This is a genomic window from Kitasatospora sp. NPDC033851 (genome assembly GCF_055576085.1).
In genome coordinates, this window is the sequence record NZ_JBVIRL010000021.1 from 30024 (window position 1) to 45670 (window position 15647).

Annotated in this window: 15 protein-coding genes; 8 read left to right on the plus strand and 7 right to left on the minus strand. The window is 74.7% G+C overall.

Translation table 11 applies throughout. The annotated features are described in order from the left end of the window. The first annotated feature begins 51 nt into the window (after nucleotides 1-51). From ACZ51D_RS31970 to ACZ51D_RS31990, 5 genes are all read left to right on the plus strand, one after another. Nucleotides 52-1365: a glycosyltransferase family 4 protein gene (locus ACZ51D_RS31970; RefSeq protein WP_465664237.1), complete on the plus strand. Its 1314-nt coding sequence runs from the start codon at nucleotides 52-54 to the stop codon at nucleotides 1363-1365. After that, complete coding sequence (locus ACZ51D_RS31975) at nucleotides 1362-2558, plus strand: glycosyltransferase (protein WP_465664238.1); 1197 nt, start codon at nucleotides 1362-1364, stop codon at nucleotides 2556-2558. The genes ACZ51D_RS31970 and ACZ51D_RS31975 overlap by 4 nt, the downstream gene beginning before the upstream one ends. Next, the gene (locus ACZ51D_RS31980; protein WP_465664239.1) at nucleotides 2533-3417 is read left to right on the plus strand and encodes an SGNH/GDSL hydrolase family protein; all 885 of its coding nucleotides are present in this window, start codon (nucleotides 2533-2535) and stop codon (nucleotides 3415-3417) included. Before ACZ51D_RS31975 ends, ACZ51D_RS31980 begins: the two co-directional genes overlap by 26 nt. 146 nt (nucleotides 3418-3563) lie before the next feature. Next, nucleotides 3564-4694, plus strand: coding sequence for an NUDIX hydrolase (locus tag ACZ51D_RS31985; protein WP_465664240.1), 1131 nt, complete (start codon nucleotides 3564-3566; stop codon nucleotides 4692-4694). A gap of 171 nt (nucleotides 4695-4865) precedes the next feature. After that, entirely contained in the window at nucleotides 4866-5309 is a 444-nt protein-coding gene (locus ACZ51D_RS31990; protein ID WP_465623377.1) for a DUF6188 family protein, read from the plus strand. A gap of 36 nt (nucleotides 5310-5345) precedes the next feature. On the opposite strand, the gene ACZ51D_RS31995 is transcribed toward ACZ51D_RS31990, so the two are convergent. The 7 genes from ACZ51D_RS31995 to ACZ51D_RS32025 form a co-directional block, all read right to left on the minus strand. Then, the gene (locus ACZ51D_RS31995; protein WP_189917531.1) at nucleotides 5346-5720 is read right to left on the minus strand and encodes a hypothetical protein; all 375 of its coding nucleotides are present in this window, start codon (nucleotides 5718-5720) and stop codon (nucleotides 5346-5348) included. Between the two features lie 88 nt (nucleotides 5721-5808). Further along, a complete protein-coding gene (locus tag ACZ51D_RS32000; RefSeq protein WP_360503266.1) occupies nucleotides 5809-6204 on the minus strand; it encodes a roadblock/LC7 domain-containing protein in 396 nt (131 codons plus the stop codon). A gap of 82 nt (nucleotides 6205-6286) precedes the next feature. Further along, nucleotides 6287-7363 (minus strand): hypothetical protein, encoded by a 1077-nt coding sequence (locus ACZ51D_RS32005; RefSeq protein WP_465664241.1) that lies wholly within the window; start codon nucleotides 7361-7363, stop codon nucleotides 6287-6289. A 139-nt stretch (nucleotides 7364-7502) separates the two neighbouring features. After that, entirely contained in the window at nucleotides 7503-7886 is a 384-nt protein-coding gene (locus ACZ51D_RS32010; RefSeq protein ID WP_465664242.1) for a hypothetical protein, read from the minus strand. Between the two features lie 670 nt (nucleotides 7887-8556). Then, nucleotides 8557-9585, minus strand: a complete 1029-nt coding sequence (locus tag ACZ51D_RS32015; protein WP_465664282.1) for an LLM class flavin-dependent oxidoreductase — start codon at nucleotides 9583-9585, stop codon at nucleotides 8557-8559. 110 nt (nucleotides 9586-9695) lie between these two features. Beyond that, complete coding sequence (locus ACZ51D_RS32020) at nucleotides 9696-10205, minus strand: DUF2269 domain-containing protein (RefSeq protein WP_465664243.1); 510 nt, start codon at nucleotides 10203-10205, stop codon at nucleotides 9696-9698. A gap of 334 nt (nucleotides 10206-10539) precedes the next feature. Then, nucleotides 10540-11724: a peptidoglycan-binding protein gene (locus ACZ51D_RS32025; protein WP_465664244.1), complete on the minus strand. Its 1185-nt coding sequence runs from the start codon at nucleotides 11722-11724 to the stop codon at nucleotides 10540-10542. A gap of 361 nt (nucleotides 11725-12085) precedes the next feature. On the opposite strand from ACZ51D_RS32025, the gene ACZ51D_RS32030 reads away from it, so the two are divergent. The 3 genes from ACZ51D_RS32030 (at nucleotide 12086) to ACZ51D_RS32040 (ending at nucleotide 15465) form a co-directional block, all read left to right on the plus strand. Beyond that, nucleotides 12086-13495: a DUF6271 family protein gene (locus ACZ51D_RS32030; RefSeq protein ID WP_465664245.1), complete on the plus strand. Its 1410-nt coding sequence runs from the start codon at nucleotides 12086-12088 to the stop codon at nucleotides 13493-13495. After that, nucleotides 13492-13989 (plus strand): GNAT family N-acetyltransferase, encoded by a 498-nt coding sequence (locus tag ACZ51D_RS32035; RefSeq protein WP_465664246.1) that lies wholly within the window; start codon nucleotides 13492-13494, stop codon nucleotides 13987-13989. Before ACZ51D_RS32030 ends, ACZ51D_RS32035 begins: the two co-directional genes overlap by 4 nt. Nucleotides 13990-14142: 153 nt before the next feature. Then, nucleotides 14143-15465, plus strand: coding sequence for a hypothetical protein (locus ACZ51D_RS32040; RefSeq protein ID WP_465623368.1), 1323 nt, complete (start codon nucleotides 14143-14145; stop codon nucleotides 15463-15465). Nucleotides 15466-15647 lie beyond the last annotated feature (182 nt).

Below are 15647 nucleotides of genomic sequence, written 5' to 3' on the forward strand. Positions count from 1 at the left end.
ACGACAGATCCCTTTGGCCGGGTGCACGCCGGACCCGGACAGAACACTGGCATGCGTGTCGTCATCGTCACCGAATCCTTCCCGCCCGAGGTCAACGGGGTCGCCCACAGCGTGCTGCGGACGGCCGAGCATCTGGTCCGCCGGGGCCATCAGCCCCTTGTCGTCACCCCCGCGCCGGCGCGGGGCGCGGAGTGCCCGCCGGAGTCCTTCGGGAGTGCCGAGGCGGCGGAGATCCCCGTGGTGCGCATTCCGTCGATGCCGCTGCCGGGGTATCCGCAGGTGCGGATCGCGTTGCCGAGCCGACAGCTGGCGGCGGCGGTCGCGGGGCACCGGCCGGACATCGTGCACCTGGCCAGTCCGTTCGTGCTCGGGGCGCGCGGGGGGCAGGTGGCGGCGCGGCTCGGGGTGCCCGCCGTGGCCGTGTACCAGACGGACCTCGCCGGGTACGCGCACGCCTACCGGGCCGGGCGGGGGCTCGGGGAGGCCGCCGCGTGGCGGCGGATCCGGGCCGTGCACCGGGCGGCCGCCCGTACGCTGGCGCCCTCCACCCCGGCCGCGCAGGACCTCACGGCGCACGGGGTGCCCCGGGTGCAGCTGTGGCCGCGCGGGGTGGACTCGGCGCGGTTCCATCCCCGGCACCGGGACGAGGCGCTGCACCGGGCGCTCGCGCCGGGTGGGGAGGTGCTGGTCGGGTACGTCGGCCGGCTGGCGCCGGAGAAGCGGGTCGACCTGCTGGCCGCGGCGTCGGCGCTGCCCGGGGTACGGGTGGTGATCGTCGGGGACGGGCCGTCCGCCCCCGGGCTGAAGGCCTCGATGCCCGGCGCGGTGTTCCTGGGCCGCCGGACGGGTGAGGAACTGGCGCGCTGCTTCGCGACGCTGGACGTGTTCGTGCACACCGGCCCGCTGGAGACCTTCTGTCAGACCATCCAGGAGGCGATGGCGAGCGGGGTACCGGTGATCGGCCCGGCGGCGGGCGGCCCGCTGGACCTGGTGGCGCACCACCGCACCGGCCTGCTGGTACCGCCCCGGGACGGCGCAGCGGTGGCCCGGGCGGTGACCGAGCTGGCCGCCGACCCGGCGCGGCGGGCCTCGTACGGGCAGGCGGGGCGGGCGGAAGTGACCGCGCGCACCTGGGAGGCGGTCGGGGACCTGCTGCTGCGGCACTACACCGAGGTGCTGGCGGAGCACCGGGGGGCGCCGGCGGAGCACCGGGGCGTACCGGCGGAGCACCGGGGCGTACCGGCGGGGTCCCTCGCGCCGGAGCCGGTCGCACCGGCCGTGAAGAAGTCAGCGGCGGCGAAGGACTCGGCTGCCCCGCAGGACTCGGCGGCTGCGGACACCATGCCGGAGGAGCTGCCGGCATGAGCTCCGCCCAGAACGGCGAGGCGCTGACGATCGTACGGCTCGCCAACTTCGTCACCCCGGTCTCCGGCGGGCTGCGCACCGCGCTGCGGCACCTGGGCGCCGGGTACCGGGCGGCCGGGCACCGGCCGGTGCTGATCGTGCCCGGGGAGCGGCGCTCCGAGGAGGAGACCGAACAGGGCCTGGTGGTCACCCTGCCGGGGCCGGTGCTGCCGGCCAGTGGCGGCTACCGGCTGCTCACCGACCGCCGGGCGGTGGCCGCCGAGCTGACCCGGATCTCGCCCGACCGACTGGAGGTGTCCGACCGCACCACGCTGCGCTGGACCGGCGCCTGGGCGCGGCGGCACGGGGTGCGCTCGGTGATGGTGTCGCACGAGAGCGCCACCGGGGTGCTGCGCACCTGGGGCGTGCCCGGGCCGCTGGCGAGCGCGGCCGCCGACCGGCTCAACGCGGCGACCGCCCGTGGGTACGACTCGGTGGTGTGCACCACCGACTGGGCGGCGGCGGAATTCCGGCGAATCGGCACGCCGAACCTGGCCCGGGCGCCGCTGGGAGTGGATCTGGAGGCGATGCGGCCGCTGCCGCAGGCCGAACGGGCGGTCGAGCGGGCCCGGTACGCCGCGCCGCAGGAGGTGCTGCTGGTGCTCTGCTCGCGGCTCTCGGCGGAGAAGCGGCCCGAGCGGGCGGTCGAGGCGCTGGCCGCGCTGCGGGCGCGACGGGTGCCCGCCGTCCTGGCGGTGGCCGGGACCGGCCCGCTACGGGGACGCCTGGCGGACCGGGCCGCGCGGCTGGGACTCCCGGTGCGCTTCCTCGGGCACCTGAACGGGCGCGCGGCACTGGCCCGGCTACTGGGCTGCGCGGACGTGGTGCTCGCACCCGGGCCGGTGGAGACCTTCGGGCTCGCCGCCATGGAGGCCCTGGCCTGCGGGACACCGGTCGCGGTGAGCCGCTCCTCCGCGCTGCCCGGACTGGTCGGGCTCGCCGGGGTGGCGGCCACCGACACCGGAGGCGGATTCGCCACCGCGGTACGCCAGTTGCTGGACCGGCCGGAAGGCGTACGGCGGGCGGCCGCCCGGACCCAGGCTGAGCGGTACGGCTGGCCCGCGGCGGTGGCCGCGTTCCTGGCGGCGCACGGCGTGCGGAACGGCGGCACGATGGAGGGGGGTTGGGATGAGCATGCTCGGCACCGGCCCTGACCGGGTGGCGGAAGAACGGTCACCGGCGGGCGAGCTGGCGCGGTTCGTCGCGCTCGGGGACTCGCTGACGGAAGGGGTCGGGGACGCGGTGGGCGAAGGGTGGCGCGGCTGGGCCGCCGTCCTGGCACGCTCACTGGCACCCGAGGGCAGGGACGTCGAGTTCACCAATCTGGCCCACAGCGGTGCGCTCACCACTGACTTGACGGACCGTCAACTACCGGCCGCGCTGATCCTGCGACCCCAGCTGGCGGCCGTGCTGGTCGGCGGCAACGACACCCTGCGGGCGGGCTTCGACATCCGGCGCACGACGCTCGAGCTGGACGCCACGCTCGGTGAACTGTCCGGACACGGCGCCGTGTTGCTGACCGCCTGCCTGCCCGACCCCGGCACCCTGCTCCGCCTCCCGACGCCGCTCGCCCGCCCGCTCGCCCGACGGATGCGGGCCGTCAACACCGTGGTGCACGCCCTCACCACTCGCCACCGGGCAGTGCACCTGCACCTCGCCGAGCTGCCGTGGCTGGAGGAGCGGCGCCTGCTGAGCGTGGACCGCCTGCACCCCAGCGCCGAGGGCCACCATCTGATCGCCCGCCGGTTCCACGAGCTCCTCGCCGAGGCCGGACACCCCCTCGGACCGCCGCCCACCGCCACACCGGCCGAGCCCCCGCCGGGCCCGGCCGCCGACCTGTGGTGGATGGCCACCCAGGGCACCCGCTGGGTCGCCGCCCGCAGCACCGACCTGCTACCCGGACTGCTGGCGCTCGCCGCAGCCGAGACCGCCGCCCGCCTGCGCGGCGCGAGCGGCCGGCACGACGAGCAGATGGCGCGGGCGACGGCGCAGGCGCTGGCGTCCCTGGGGTGACGGGCGGACTGGCGGGCAGACGGGGCGGGCGGACGGGCGGGCCGGCGGACGGGGCGGGGCCCCGTGGTGATCGGCCCGCCGGTGATCGGCACGGCGGCTCGGGGGGAACCATGGAGGTGGCCCGAGTTGTCGTAACCGGGGAGATCATGACGGAGGGAGTCGGGGTGGCGAACGCGGACACGGATGGTCGGGGGATCCTGGCGGCAGCCGGGGTGCTGTTCCCGGACCGGGACGGGCGGCTGCTGGTCGTACGGCTGCCGTACGACGGTAAGCACCCGGTGGCGATTCCCGGCGGCGGGTGGGAGCCGACGGACCGCTCACCCCGGGACACCGCGCTGCGCGAGATCGCCGAGGAACTCGGCTTCACGCCCCGCCTGGGGCCGCTGGCCTGCGTCGACTGGGTACTCCGCCACGGCCGTCCGCCGATCGTGGCGTACCTGTACTGGGCCGAGCCGTTGACGGAGCGACAGGCCGCGGCGATCCGGCCGGACGCGGCCGAGGTCGGCGGGTGGACGTGGCTGACCACCGAACGGGCGGGTCAGGCGCTGCCGCCCCTGCTGTCCCGCCGGGTGACGGCCTGCCTACGGGCACCGCGCACGGCCGGGCCGCTGGAGCTGGAGGACAGCCGGCCGGTCGGACACACGCTGCGGGAGCTGCCCGCCGACGGGCCGGTACCCGAGTACCTCGGCCTGGCCGCCGCCCCCGGACTGCACCCGGAGGTCGAGCAGCGGCCCGAGCCGCCGCTCGACCCGCAGACCTACTACGCCACCCGGCCGCGGATCCGGGCGAAGGCTCGGGCGCTGTTCACCGACGCCGCCGGGCGGGTACTGCTGGTGCGGCTGCGGCCGTGGGACGGGCCGCGCGGACAGGAGCCGTACTGGACGCTGCCGGGCGGCGGGGTCGAGGCGGACCGGGAGACGCCCCGGGCGGGCGCCCGCCGGGAGATCCGCGAGGAGCTGGGGTGGGAGGTCGAACCCGGGCCGCTGCTGGCACTGGACTGGCAGCCCGGAGCGGCCGCCGACCCCGGGGCGGACCCGGCGACTGGCCGGGACACCGCCGTGCTGGTGTACGTCTACGACGGGGGCACGGTGACCGACGGGATGCTCGATTCGATCGTGCTGCAGGAGGCGGAGCTGGTGGAGTGGCGGCTCTGCGGTCCGGCCGAGGCACGGGCCCTGCTGAGCGGACCGTCCTGGGACCGTACGGCCGGGGCCCTGGCCGCCCGGGAGGGGACGGGCGGACCGGTCGAGCTGGTGCGCGGCCGGGCCGCCGGATAGCGGGCAGACGGGCAGCGAGCAGACGGGCAGCGAGCGGCCGGCGGGCTGCGGGCGGCCGGCCGTCCGGGCTGCTGGATGGCGGACGGGCAGGTGCCTGGGCTGCGACCCGGTCGGGACAAGATCGGTTGGGACAGGCCGGTTGGGACAGGCCGGTTGGGACAGACTGGGGGTATGCAGAACGCGATCACGGAGGTGCTGGCCGGCCGTCGGGTGGAGTCGGTCAGCGGGGGCGGGCGGCTGAACCTGCTGCTGGACGGCGAGGTGACCGTCCGGGTGGCGCACGAATTCCGCTTCGCGGCGCCGTCGTTCGCCGCGCCGGAGGAGGTCGGGCACTACTTCCCGGCACTGACCTTCCAGCCGAGCACCGCGCTACTGGCGCTGGTCGGGCGGACCGTCGACTCCGCCCGGATCACCCTGGCCGGCGGACTCGAGCTGGGCTTCGCCGGGGGCGGTGCGCTGTCCGTCCCACCGCACGCGCAGCTGGCGCCATGGAGCGTGCTGACCGCCGGGGGTGTGGCGTGTGCGGCACTGCCGGGCGGCGAGGTCCGATGGACCGAGCCGCCCGCGACGCAGGGGACCCAGGGGACGCGGGGGACGGAGCCCGGCGGGGCCTGAGCCGCCGCCGGGGACTCCTCCGGTGCCCGGTGGGTGTCAGACCTCGAGGTCGGCCTCGATCTTGACGAGCTGGTGGCGGGCCATGGCCAGGTTGGCGCGGGCCTTGTCCAGGGCGAGGTAGAGGAACAGGCCCTTGCCGGTGCGGCCGGTGAGCGGACGGATCAGGTGGTACTGGCTGGACAGGGTGATCAGGATGTCCTCGATCCCGTCCTGCAGCCCGAGCATGTCCATGGTGCGCATCTTGGCGCGGACCACGTCGGTGTTTCCGGCCGCGGCCACGTTGAGGTCCAGGCCGCCGGGGCCGTCGAGGGTGGCGAGCGCCATGCCGCTGTTGTAGTCGACCAGGGCGGCGCCGATGGCGCCCTCGATGCTGGTCATGGCCTGCTTGAGCGCGCCGGCTGCGTCGGTCATCTGGGTAACTCCCTTTCGGTGGCTGGGCTGTGGGGTGGTGAAGTCGTGAGGTCGGGGGGTGGCGAGGTGGTGGCGTGGGCGGTTCGGGTCAGCCCGCGTCGCGCGGGTCCTTGGGCAGGAGGGTGTCGTTGAGCAGCCCGGCGATGCGCTGGGCGCTGCGACGGGCCTCCAGGTGGAGGCGGCCGACGTTGACGTCCGGGTGCGCCAGCAGGGTCAGCACGCAGCTGCCGCCGGCCGCGTAGGTGGCCACGTAGCCGTACTCGCCACGCACCAGCGACTCCCGGAACTCGCCCTGGCCGGTGGTGTCGGCGAGCCGTTGGGCCAGCGAGAGCGAGGCCGCCGTCATCGCGGCCAGGCCGGAGGGTTCGACCCCATGGGTGTCGTGCGCGACGAGCAGGCCGTCCACGCTGGCCACCAGGCCGCCCGCGAGGTGCGGGACGCGGTGCTTGCAGGCACGCAGTTCGGCGAGCAGCTCGGTCTCCAAGGCGATCAGTTGTCTCCTTCCGACACGCTGCTTGAGCGCCCGCCTCATGGCCGGAACGACGGGGTCGCGGGCGGGGAGTGGGTCAAAGTCGGGCCTCCAGAAGGTCTCGGACCCGGGTCAGCAGCGCGATGTCCGGGTCGGGGACGGTCAGCGGGTGGGCCGCTGCCGGGGTGGGCTGGCGTTCGGGGCGGGCGTGAGCGGCGATCGGAGCGATCGGGGCGACGACCTGGGCGGCGAACGGAGGGCCGGTCGGCACGGCGGACGGAGTGCCGACCTGGGCTGCGTCGGCGGCTGGAGCACCGGTCGCCGTGACACCGCGCAGGGTGGCGCCGGGGATCCGGCGGTGCAGGCCGCCGGGCGGCCTCCCGCTCGTGGCGGCAGGGCCCGCAGCCGGCGGCGCGGTGGCATGCGGTACGACGGCCGGCGGCGCAGTGGTGTGCGGTGGTGCGGCAGGCCCCAGTGCGTCGAGCAGTCCGGCGGCGGCCAGGCGGCGGATGTCCGCCGTGACACCGAAGCCGGAGCGGCCGAGCAGGCGGGCCAGGTCCGCCGGGGTTCTTCGACCGTCGGCGTGGTCGAGCAGCTCGCGGCTCCGACGGCCGGGCGGGCGGTGGGACGGTCGGCGGTTGTGCTCGACCGGGCGGACCGGCGCGGTGTCGAGCTGCGCCCAGGGCCAGATCCGGTCGAGGAGCCGGCGTCGGCGTTCGACCTCGCGGCGGAGCCGGTCCGGATCGACCGTCGCGACCGTTCCGAGCCAGTGCCGGGCGTCGGACTCGAACCGCCACAGGCCGCCGCCCGGATCGGCGAGGACGAAGAAGGCGGCGTCGAACAGCGTTCCCAGGTGGCCGAGTTCGAGCTCTCCCCGGGTGAGCAGCCGGCGTTCGACCAGCACGTCCCCGACCCGTGCCCGCGGGCCGTGGACGTGGAGGAGCTCCGCCCAGCCCTCGGGGGTGATCCGGCCGCAGCCGGTGAGCAGGTCGGCCAGACCGGGCGCCCTGGGGGACTCGGCGCCGACCACCTGGCCGTCGACGAGGTGGAGGGTGCCGAGCGGGCCGTGCAGGGTGCCAGTGGCGCGGCGGTCGGCGAGCAGGGCGAGCGCCTCGCCCGGGGTCGTCGGCGCGGCGCACTCCGGGGGCGGGGCGGTGCCGGTGGCGGCGGTCACGCGGTCCACCGCCGGGAAACGGCTCCGGGAACGGCTCCGGGCACAGCCCTGGGGGCGGCTCCGGGGGTGGCAGAAGGGCGGGCCGGCGGCCGAAATGCGACGGGCGGCCGGCGCGGATCGGGTGTCACGGACGTCGAGTTCACCCCAGCACCAGTTCCTCGGCCAGCGCCTGGAGGCGGAAGCGGGCGACGGCGAGGTTGCCCTCCGTACGGTCCAGCCAGAGGTGCAGGACGAGCCGGCTGTCGAAGACCGTGTCGATGAAGCGGATCAGGTGGTAGCTGCGGCCGGCCGTGACGATGATGTCCTCCAGCGGGGATCGCCGGTCCTCCGCCACCGTGAAGGTCTGGCTCTCAACAGCCGCTCGCACGAGGTCCGTTGCCTCGGCGGCGGAGGTCTCGTGTTCGCCCGTCGGGCTGCCTCCGAGGCTGCCGAGGGCGAGCCCGCTACTCCAGTCGACGAGGCTCGCGGCGCGTGCTCCGGCGATCGCCATCGCTCCGGATAGGCATTCGTCGATACCCGGCACACCGGCTCCTTCGCGGGGTCTGGGCGGCCGGGCGCTGCGCGGCACCGGCCGGATCGCCACCAGCAGTGGCAGGTTCGACACGGAAGGCTACTGCCGGATTCCGTATGACGAACATTCCAATGGCATATTCACATCATTAGCGGCCAGTTCCGGCCAAGGTATGACGATGCGTCAGACCTGCCCGATGGGCATACCCGCTGGCCGGTCGATCGTTCGGAAGCGGCATTCCTCGGCCACCTGGCACGGGACCTTGGCCGATACCAGGCCGCCACGGAGGGTTTCGAGCCCCGAAGTGCGATAAAGGGACATCCACGAGAAGCGAACACATGCGGCCCCGGCCATGAGGAACGCTCATGGCGAAGGTGATGAGAAACGCTCATGGCGAGAGTCATGAGGAACGCTCATGGCGAGAGTCATGAGGAACGCTCATGGCGAGAGTCATGAGTACCGCACATGGCGAGAGTCATGAGTACCGCACATGACGAAGGGGCCCGTTCCGTTGGACGGAACGGGCCCCTTCGGGTGGAGCGCCAGGCCCGGGTTGCACGGACTCTTCCTACTGAAAGTAGGACGTGCTCTGGTAGCACCGCTGACGCCTGCTCGAGAGTTTCGCTCTCCGGAAGATCACTTCCTCTCGACGAGAAGAACAGTAGCAGGTCATCACGCCTGGTCAGAAATCGTGCATCCCGGTTCGGGCCTGGCCGACCGCCTCGGCGAGCAGGCGGTAGGAGTCGAGCAGCGCGGTGCGGTCGTAGGTACTGGTGGTGACCAGGAACTCGTCCGCGCCGCTGCGCTCCACCAGCGCGGCCAGCTCGGCGGCGGCCTGCTCCGGAGTGCCCGCGATGTGGCCCTTGAGCGACTGCTCGTACGCGGCGCGCTCCCGCGCCGTCATCGACCGGGCGCGGATCTCGTCGGCGGGGGCCAGCGGCGGGAACTCGCCGTGGGTGCGGGAGTACGCGCCGGACCAGGCCTCCGGGACCAACAGCTCGTGGGCCCGCTCGGCGGTTTCGGCGACCGCGACCGTCCCCGCGACCACCACGTACGGCTCGGCGGCCCGCGCGGAGGGGCGGAACCGGGCACGGTAGCGGTCGATCGCCGCGAGCATCCGGTCGTCCCCGCGCGCGGCGGCGATGACCAGCGGCAGCCCGGCGTCGGCGGCCAGGTCGACGCCCGCGCCGGTGGCCAGCACGAAGGCCGGCACGTGCAGGCCCTCGGCGGGCCGGGCGTGGACATCGCGGTGCACCTGCTGTGAGCCGTCGAAGTAGCCGAGCAGCTCGGCCAGCTGGGCGCCGAAGTCGTCCGCCGCGCCCTTCTCCCGCCCGAGCGCCCGCCGGACACCGTCGGTGAACCCCACCGAGCGGCCGAGGCCCATGTCGATCCGGCCGGGGAACAGCGCGGCGAGCACCCCGAACTGCTCGGCCACCACCATGGGCCGGTGGTTGGGCAGCATCACCCCGCCGGTGCCGACCCGGATCCGCGAGGTGGCCGACGCCACCGCCGCGGCGAGCACGGTAGGCGCCGAACCGGCCACCCCCGGCACGCCGTGGTGCTCGGAGACCCAGAACCGGTGGTATCCGAGCCGCTCGGCCTCGCGGGCGAAGTCCACCGTGTCCCGCAGCGCCCTGGCCGACTCCTCGCCCTGTCGGGTGCGGGAGCGGTCGAGCACGGAGAGCCTGACGGCGGGCGTAGCACTGGTCACATGGCTGGACAACGCGCGCCCACCTGGCGGGCATTCCCGCCGGGCCGGGCCCCGGAGCCCGGAGCCCGGAGTCGGCGGCCCGTGGCTCAGGCGACCCGTCGGCCCGCGACTCAGGCGCCCGCCCCCGGTATTCGGCCCTGACGCGCACCCGCGACGGCGGCGCGACGGCGACCCCAGGGCTTGTACACCGACAGGATGACGTTCACCAGGTAGAGCGACAGGGCGACCGCCGGGACGATCACCGTGTTGTAGCGGACGAAGCCGAGCGCCGCCGCCGGGATCGGGCCGTACGGGTGCGCGTCCACCACGCGCACCGCATCGTGCAGCCGGGCGGTGAGGGCGAAGACCGAGGCCGCCATCGCCGCGAGCGTCAGCCAGAACTTGGTGCTCACCCAGTAGTAGCGGAACAGGCCCCAGGACGTGCCGAGCCCGAGCGCCACCCCGCTCAGGAAGGTGAGCAGGCTGAGCGGCAGCACCAGCGCGTCGCCGAGCATGCCCATCGCCCGGTAGGCGGTGCGCAGTCGGTCGGCGTCCCCGGTCGTCAGCGCCGTCACCGCCAGGGTGAGCAGGCAGAGCATCAGTGCCAGCCAGCTCACCGAGGCGACGACGTGCAGGACCACCAGAGGCTTGCGCGCCCTCGGTGGCAGGCGGCGATCCGCCGATCGCCGCCTGCCACCGGGGACCGGTTCGGGCGTCGCGACAGCTCCGACGACCCGGTTGGATCCGGCGGCCCCGCCGCCGGATGCTCCGCCGGCGCCGTTGACTCCGCTGGACGAGCGCACGGATACCTCCTTCGAGTCTGGCCACGCGAACGGCCCCAGACTCTCCCGCCCGCCCCTCATCGGGCATCTGACGACGGAAGTAACCTCGGCTACTCCCGGGCGAGTACGCTCCCTCGTCCGGACGCGCCGACACACCTTCCCCAGGAGTACCACCCCCGGAGAACCGCGTCGCTCAGTCGGTCACCGCGAAGCCCTGCGCCGCGCCCAGCCGGTGGAGCGAGGCCTGTCCGGGAATGCCGTCCGCCGCGCCCGCCTCGTACCCGCAGCGCCGCTGCCAGGCCGCGTACGCGGTGACCGTACGGCTGCCGAACGAGCCGTCCGCCCAGCGCTGTTCGAGCAGTCCCTCGTCCACCAGCGCCTGCTCCACGATCGCCACCTCGGCCCCGTACGTCCGGTGGCCCTGCTCGGCGCCCGGGTCGGTCCGCGCGGCGGAGACCACGTGGGCGACCGACACCGACCGCTGCCCGGGGATGTAGCCGAGCAGCCGGTTCAGCGAGCCCTCGCCGGGGACGCCGTCCGCCGCCTGGCCGGAGTAGCCCAGACTCACCTGGTAGTCCGCGTAGTTCTCGGTGTCCGCGTCCGTCCAGGTCGGCCCGGGGCCGGAGTGGTAGTGGGCGCCGAAGCCGCGCGAGACGAGCGCCCGCCCGACCACCGTCACCTGGTAGCCCTGGGCGCCGTAGCCGTACGGCAGGCCGTTGATGGAGACCTGGTAGCGGGCCGGGGGCACCGGGTGCTGCTGCGAGGGCGGGGTGTCCGGGGAGCCGGGGCCGGCCGTGAGGTCGGGCCAGGATCCGGGGTCGGTGTGGTCGTTGAACGGTACGTGGGCGTGCGCGTACCAGCCGCCGCAGGTCTCCCACACGTGCTCGTCGCGGTGGCCGGAGAAGTCGACCGGGCGTCCCATCGGCCACGCGTCGGGGACGCCCCAGGAGGCGATCCAGGCGTGGATCCGGTCCCAGCCCGCGCACGGGGTGTCGACCAGCCGCGGGTAGACCTTTCCGCCGTAGCGGCAGTAGGGGAAGAACACCGCCTCGATCTGGATCACCACGCGGCCGGCCCGGTTGGTGCGGGTCGGGCTCCCGGTCGGGCTGAGCAGGCTCTTCGAGCGGGAGTCGGCGGGGAACAGCTGCGCCGTCCGGCCGCTGAACGGGTCCCAGACCAGGTGCGGCGCGTCGCCGGCGCCGCTGCCGGTGAAGTAGTTCACCAGGTCCTCGTAGGAGCACCAGTCCTGCGGCGCGGCGGCGGTCGCGTTGCGGTCCCAGGTGATGTGCGCGATGGCCTTCGGCGGGTACTGCTGGTCGGTCGGCGCGTGGTCGCCGAGGTCGTGGACCTCGGCACCGGGCAGCCACGGGTCGGGCATTGCGGTCTCCTCCCAACGGCATGAGGACATCGCTTCCGGTATCGGCACATCGGCGGTCCGGATTGACCCCGACGGCTCAATACGCGGCATTGAACCGCCCACACTCGCCCGGCCGTTCGACTCGGCGAGGGGATTTCGCTCTCGCGTGCGAGCCGCGGGCCCGGACACGCTGCCGGGCCCGCGGCCGCGCGAGGAGGGCGCATTCCACCCCGCCGAGGCCCGGCTGTCAATCGTTGACATCACAAATGGTCTAGTCCACGGTAGTCCGACGGACCGGTCGAAGCCCGCCCCAGGGCCTCCCTGTGCGCCCAACTCGCTTCCGTGACACCGAATCTGACGATCCGACGGAGACACCCGCGCCATGCAAAGAGTCTGCCTCGCCCTGCCCACCATGCGCCCCTGCGCCGCCACCATCGCGGACCTCGCCGAGGAGGCGGCCTACGCCGTCGCCACCTTCGACGTCGAGGTGCACCTGCTCATCCTCGACACCACCGACGCCGCCGGATTCGCGGAGAACGCGGGCGCCGTCAGCGCACTCGCACCCACCCCCAGCGTGGTCGTCCACCACCTCGGCGAGGCGCAGCAGCGGGAGTTCCTGCGCCGGGTGGCCGAGCGCTCCGGTGCCCCCGACCCGGAGCTGCTGCTCGACCTGATGCTCCCGCAGGCCGTCGCGTACGGTTCCTGCGTCAACCGGCTGTTCCTGGGCGCGGCCGCCCTGGGCTGCACCTCGGCGCACCTGCGCAACGACGACGCCGACTTCCAGGAGCTCGACGGCCGGAAGGTCTTCCCGATCCACCACGAGTTGCTCTCGATCGGCCGGCCGGCCGGCGAGGCGGCGGCCGGCGTGTCCCGCTCCGAACTCGACCCGGCCGACGCGGACAAGCCGGTGATGCTGGTCAGCGGCTCCTTCATCGGCGAACTCAACGTGGACATCAGCGAGATCCACGAGCTGGACCCGGCCGTCTACCGCGACGTGGTGCGCCTGTGGACCCCGCCGGTGTGGTCGGAGGAGGACCGGGACGCGATGGTGGACGTCTCCTTCAAGGGCGCCGGCGCCGAGCCGTTCGGCACCGACCACTCCGTCCTCGGCGTGCCCGACATCTGGGACGTCTACATGTGCAACATCGCCCTGGACCACCGGGCCTACGAGGTGCTGCCGCTGCTGCCCTCGATCGAGACCATCGGCAGCGACTACGCCCTGCTGCACGCCATGGTCCACTCCCGGCTGCCCGGCGTCACCCACAACCGCCACATCGTCAACTACTACACGTCCGAGCGCCGCACCGGCGCCGGCTTCGTCTCCTACCAGATGCGGTTCGTCAAGTTCCTGCTCTCGATGCTGTACCTGTACCCGGTCTACGGCGGGATGATCGACCTCGGCCGCGGGATGCTGGACGAGCGGCACGGGCTGAAGGTCGAGCCGATCCTCGGCCTGGTGCGGGGCAGCGTCGACTGGGACCGGGCCGGGAACGAGCACTGCCTGGACGTCCTGGACCGCTCCTACCGCAAGCTGGGCGGCAAGTACGCCGAGCTCGCGGACGTGGTGGCCGGGCGGCGCCGGCAGCTCCTGGACGAGGCACAGGAGGACGCCGAGCGGTGGGCGGTGCTGATGGAAGCCTGGGCGGCGCTGGTGGCCGCCGCCCGCGCGGAGGGCATCGGCGGCGGTGCAGAAGGGATCGGCGCCCGCATGGAGGGCATCGGCGGCGGTGCAGAAGGGATCGGCGCCCGCGCGGAGGGCATCGGCGCCGGCGCGGAGGGGCCGGCCGAGTGAGCGAGGATCTCCGGATCCGGCTGCTGGCCGAGCAGGACTGGGACGCCGTGGTCGACCTGGAACACGCCGCCTACGCGGCCGACGGCCTGTCCGAGGGCCGGGAGGCGTTGCAGTCCCGGGCCCGCAGCTCGCCCGACACCTGCTTCGTGCTGGAGGAGCGCGGCGTCGTGCGCGGCTACCTGCTGAGCCTGCCGTACCCGCCGCTGCGCTGCCCGGACCTCCGCCGGTCGGAGGAGGCGGTGTACGAGTCGGGAAACCTGCACGTACACGACCTGGTGATCGCCGAGGACCTGCGCGGGCGGGACGTCGCGCTGGGGTTCATGCGGCACTTCCGGGAGCAGGCGAGCGAGCAGGGGTTCGAGCGGATCTCGATGGTCGCGGTGCGCGGGGCGGACATCCTGCTGCGGCTGCTCGGCTACCGGGCGCACCGGGAGGTGGGGGTGCCGGCGAGCTACGGGCGGCGGGCGGTGTACATGTCCATGCCGGTGGCCTGAGCCCCCCGCCGGCCCCCGACGGCCCCCGACGGCCCCCGACGGCCCCCGACGGCTTCCGACGGCCTGACCGCACCCCGGCGGGGGCCGACCGCCCCAGGCCGGGTCCGCCGGAAATCGGCGGCGGACCGGCCTGGCAGCGGGCACAATGCCCGGATGCCGCCCCTGCTGTACGCCGTCGCCCTCAACCCCGCGCTGCCCCGCGACCTCCTCGGGTACCTCATCCGCGCCACCGACGCCGACGAGGAGCTGGCCTGTGCTCTCGCGGACCGGGCCGACCTCGCGCCGGAGCAGGTCCGACGGCTCGCCGAACGCGACGAGGACGCCGCCGTCCGGCTCGCCTACGGCGGGCAGCTGCGCGCGGAGGACATCGATCCGGTCGCCCGGCCGGCCGTCGCGCTCGCCCTGCTGGACGAAGGTCGCGGGGATCCGGCCTGGGCGCGGCAGCTGGTCCGGGACCCGGACCCGTACGTCCGGATGCGGCTCGGTTCGTGTCCCGGCCTCCCGGACGAGGTGGCCGACCTCCTCGCGGAGGACGAGGAGACCGACGTGCTGGCCGAGTTCGGTCGCCACACCCTGCGGTCCGACCTGTCGGCCCGGCTCGCGGGACACCCGGAGGCCGAGGTGCGACGGTGGGTCGCGGCGAACGAGGCCGCGCCGCCGGAGCTGCTGACGGCGCTGCTGGCCGACGCCGACGACCGGGTCCGCGGCCAGGCGGCGGGCAACCCCGCGACGCCGGGCGCTGCGGCCGCCCGGCACGTCGACGACCACCTGTCGGTCCGGTGCCAGCTCTCCGAGCACCCGGGGCTGTCCGCGGAGACCTACCACCGGCTCGCCGAGGACCCCACCCCCTGGATCCGGGGCAACCTCGCCGAGAACCCCGGCATCGACCTGCCGCTGATGCACCGGCTCGCCACCGACGACGGCTACGACGTGCGACGACGGCTGGCCTTCCACCCGCGGATACCGCTCGACCTGCTCGAGCGGCTCGCCGTCGCCGTCCGGATCGGGCCGGCCCTGCTCCCCCGGATCGCCACCGCCGATCCGGCCGAACTCGCCCACCTCGCAGGCTCCTCGGAGCCCCGGGTGCGGATGCTCGTCGCCCGGCACCGCGACCTGCCCGCCTCCGTACGGGACGCGCTCGCCGCCGACCCGGACGCCGCGGTGGCGAAGGCCGTCGCCCCGCACCCCGGCCTCAGGCCCGCGCAACTCGCCGCCCTGCTCGACCGGTTCGGCACCAAGGTCGCCACCGCCGTGGCCGCCAACCCGGACACCCCGACCGCCCTGCTCGACCGCATCGCCACCACCGAACCGGTACCGGTCAAGGCCCTGCGCGCCATCGCGGCCCACCCCCAGGCCGGCCCCGAGGCCCTCACCCGCTGCCTGGCCTCGCCCGACCCCCGCACCGCCGAAGCCGCCGCGAGCAACCCGGCCCTGCCGCCGGAGGTCATCGCCGCCCTGGCCGTCATCCCCCGGTGACGGGGACGCCCGCGAAGCCGCCCTGCCCTGCCGGTCCGCGTCGGCGGCGCTCCTCCGGCGGACGGTAGCCGAGGCGGCCACGGCGGCCGGTCCGCGCCGCCACGCACCACGGCCCCGTTCACCGTGCCCCACGCACCACACCCGCCCCACCGGCCCCGTCATCGTCCGGGAGCGGTTGCAGT

Coding starts and splice junctions, on each gene's coding strand:
- ACZ51D_RS31970 (WP_465664237.1), top strand. CDS start 52: ATGCGTGTCGTCATCGTCACCGAATCCTTCCCGCCCGAGGTCAACGGG.
- ACZ51D_RS31975 (WP_465664238.1), top strand. CDS start 1,362: ATGAGCTCCGCCCAGAACGGCGAGGCGCTGACGATCGTACGGCTCGCC.
- ACZ51D_RS31980 (WP_465664239.1), top strand. CDS start 2,533: ATGAGCATGCTCGGCACCGGCCCTGACCGGGTGGCGGAAGAACGGTCA.
- ACZ51D_RS31985 (WP_465664240.1), top strand. CDS start 3,564: ATGACGGAGGGAGTCGGGGTGGCGAACGCGGACACGGATGGTCGGGGG.
- ACZ51D_RS31990 (WP_465623377.1), top strand. CDS start 4,866: ATGCAGAACGCGATCACGGAGGTGCTGGCCGGCCGTCGGGTGGAGTCG.
- ACZ51D_RS31995 (WP_189917531.1), bottom strand. CDS start 5,720: ATGACCGACGCAGCCGGCGCGCTCAAGCAGGCCATGACCAGCATCGAG.
- ACZ51D_RS32025 (WP_465664244.1), bottom strand. CDS start 11,724: ATGCCCGACCCGTGGCTGCCCGGTGCCGAGGTCCACGACCTCGGCGAC.
- ACZ51D_RS32030 (WP_465664245.1), top strand. CDS start 12,086: ATGCAAAGAGTCTGCCTCGCCCTGCCCACCATGCGCCCCTGCGCCGCC.
- ACZ51D_RS32040 (WP_465623368.1), top strand. CDS start 14,143: ATGCCGCCCCTGCTGTACGCCGTCGCCCTCAACCCCGCGCTGCCCCGC.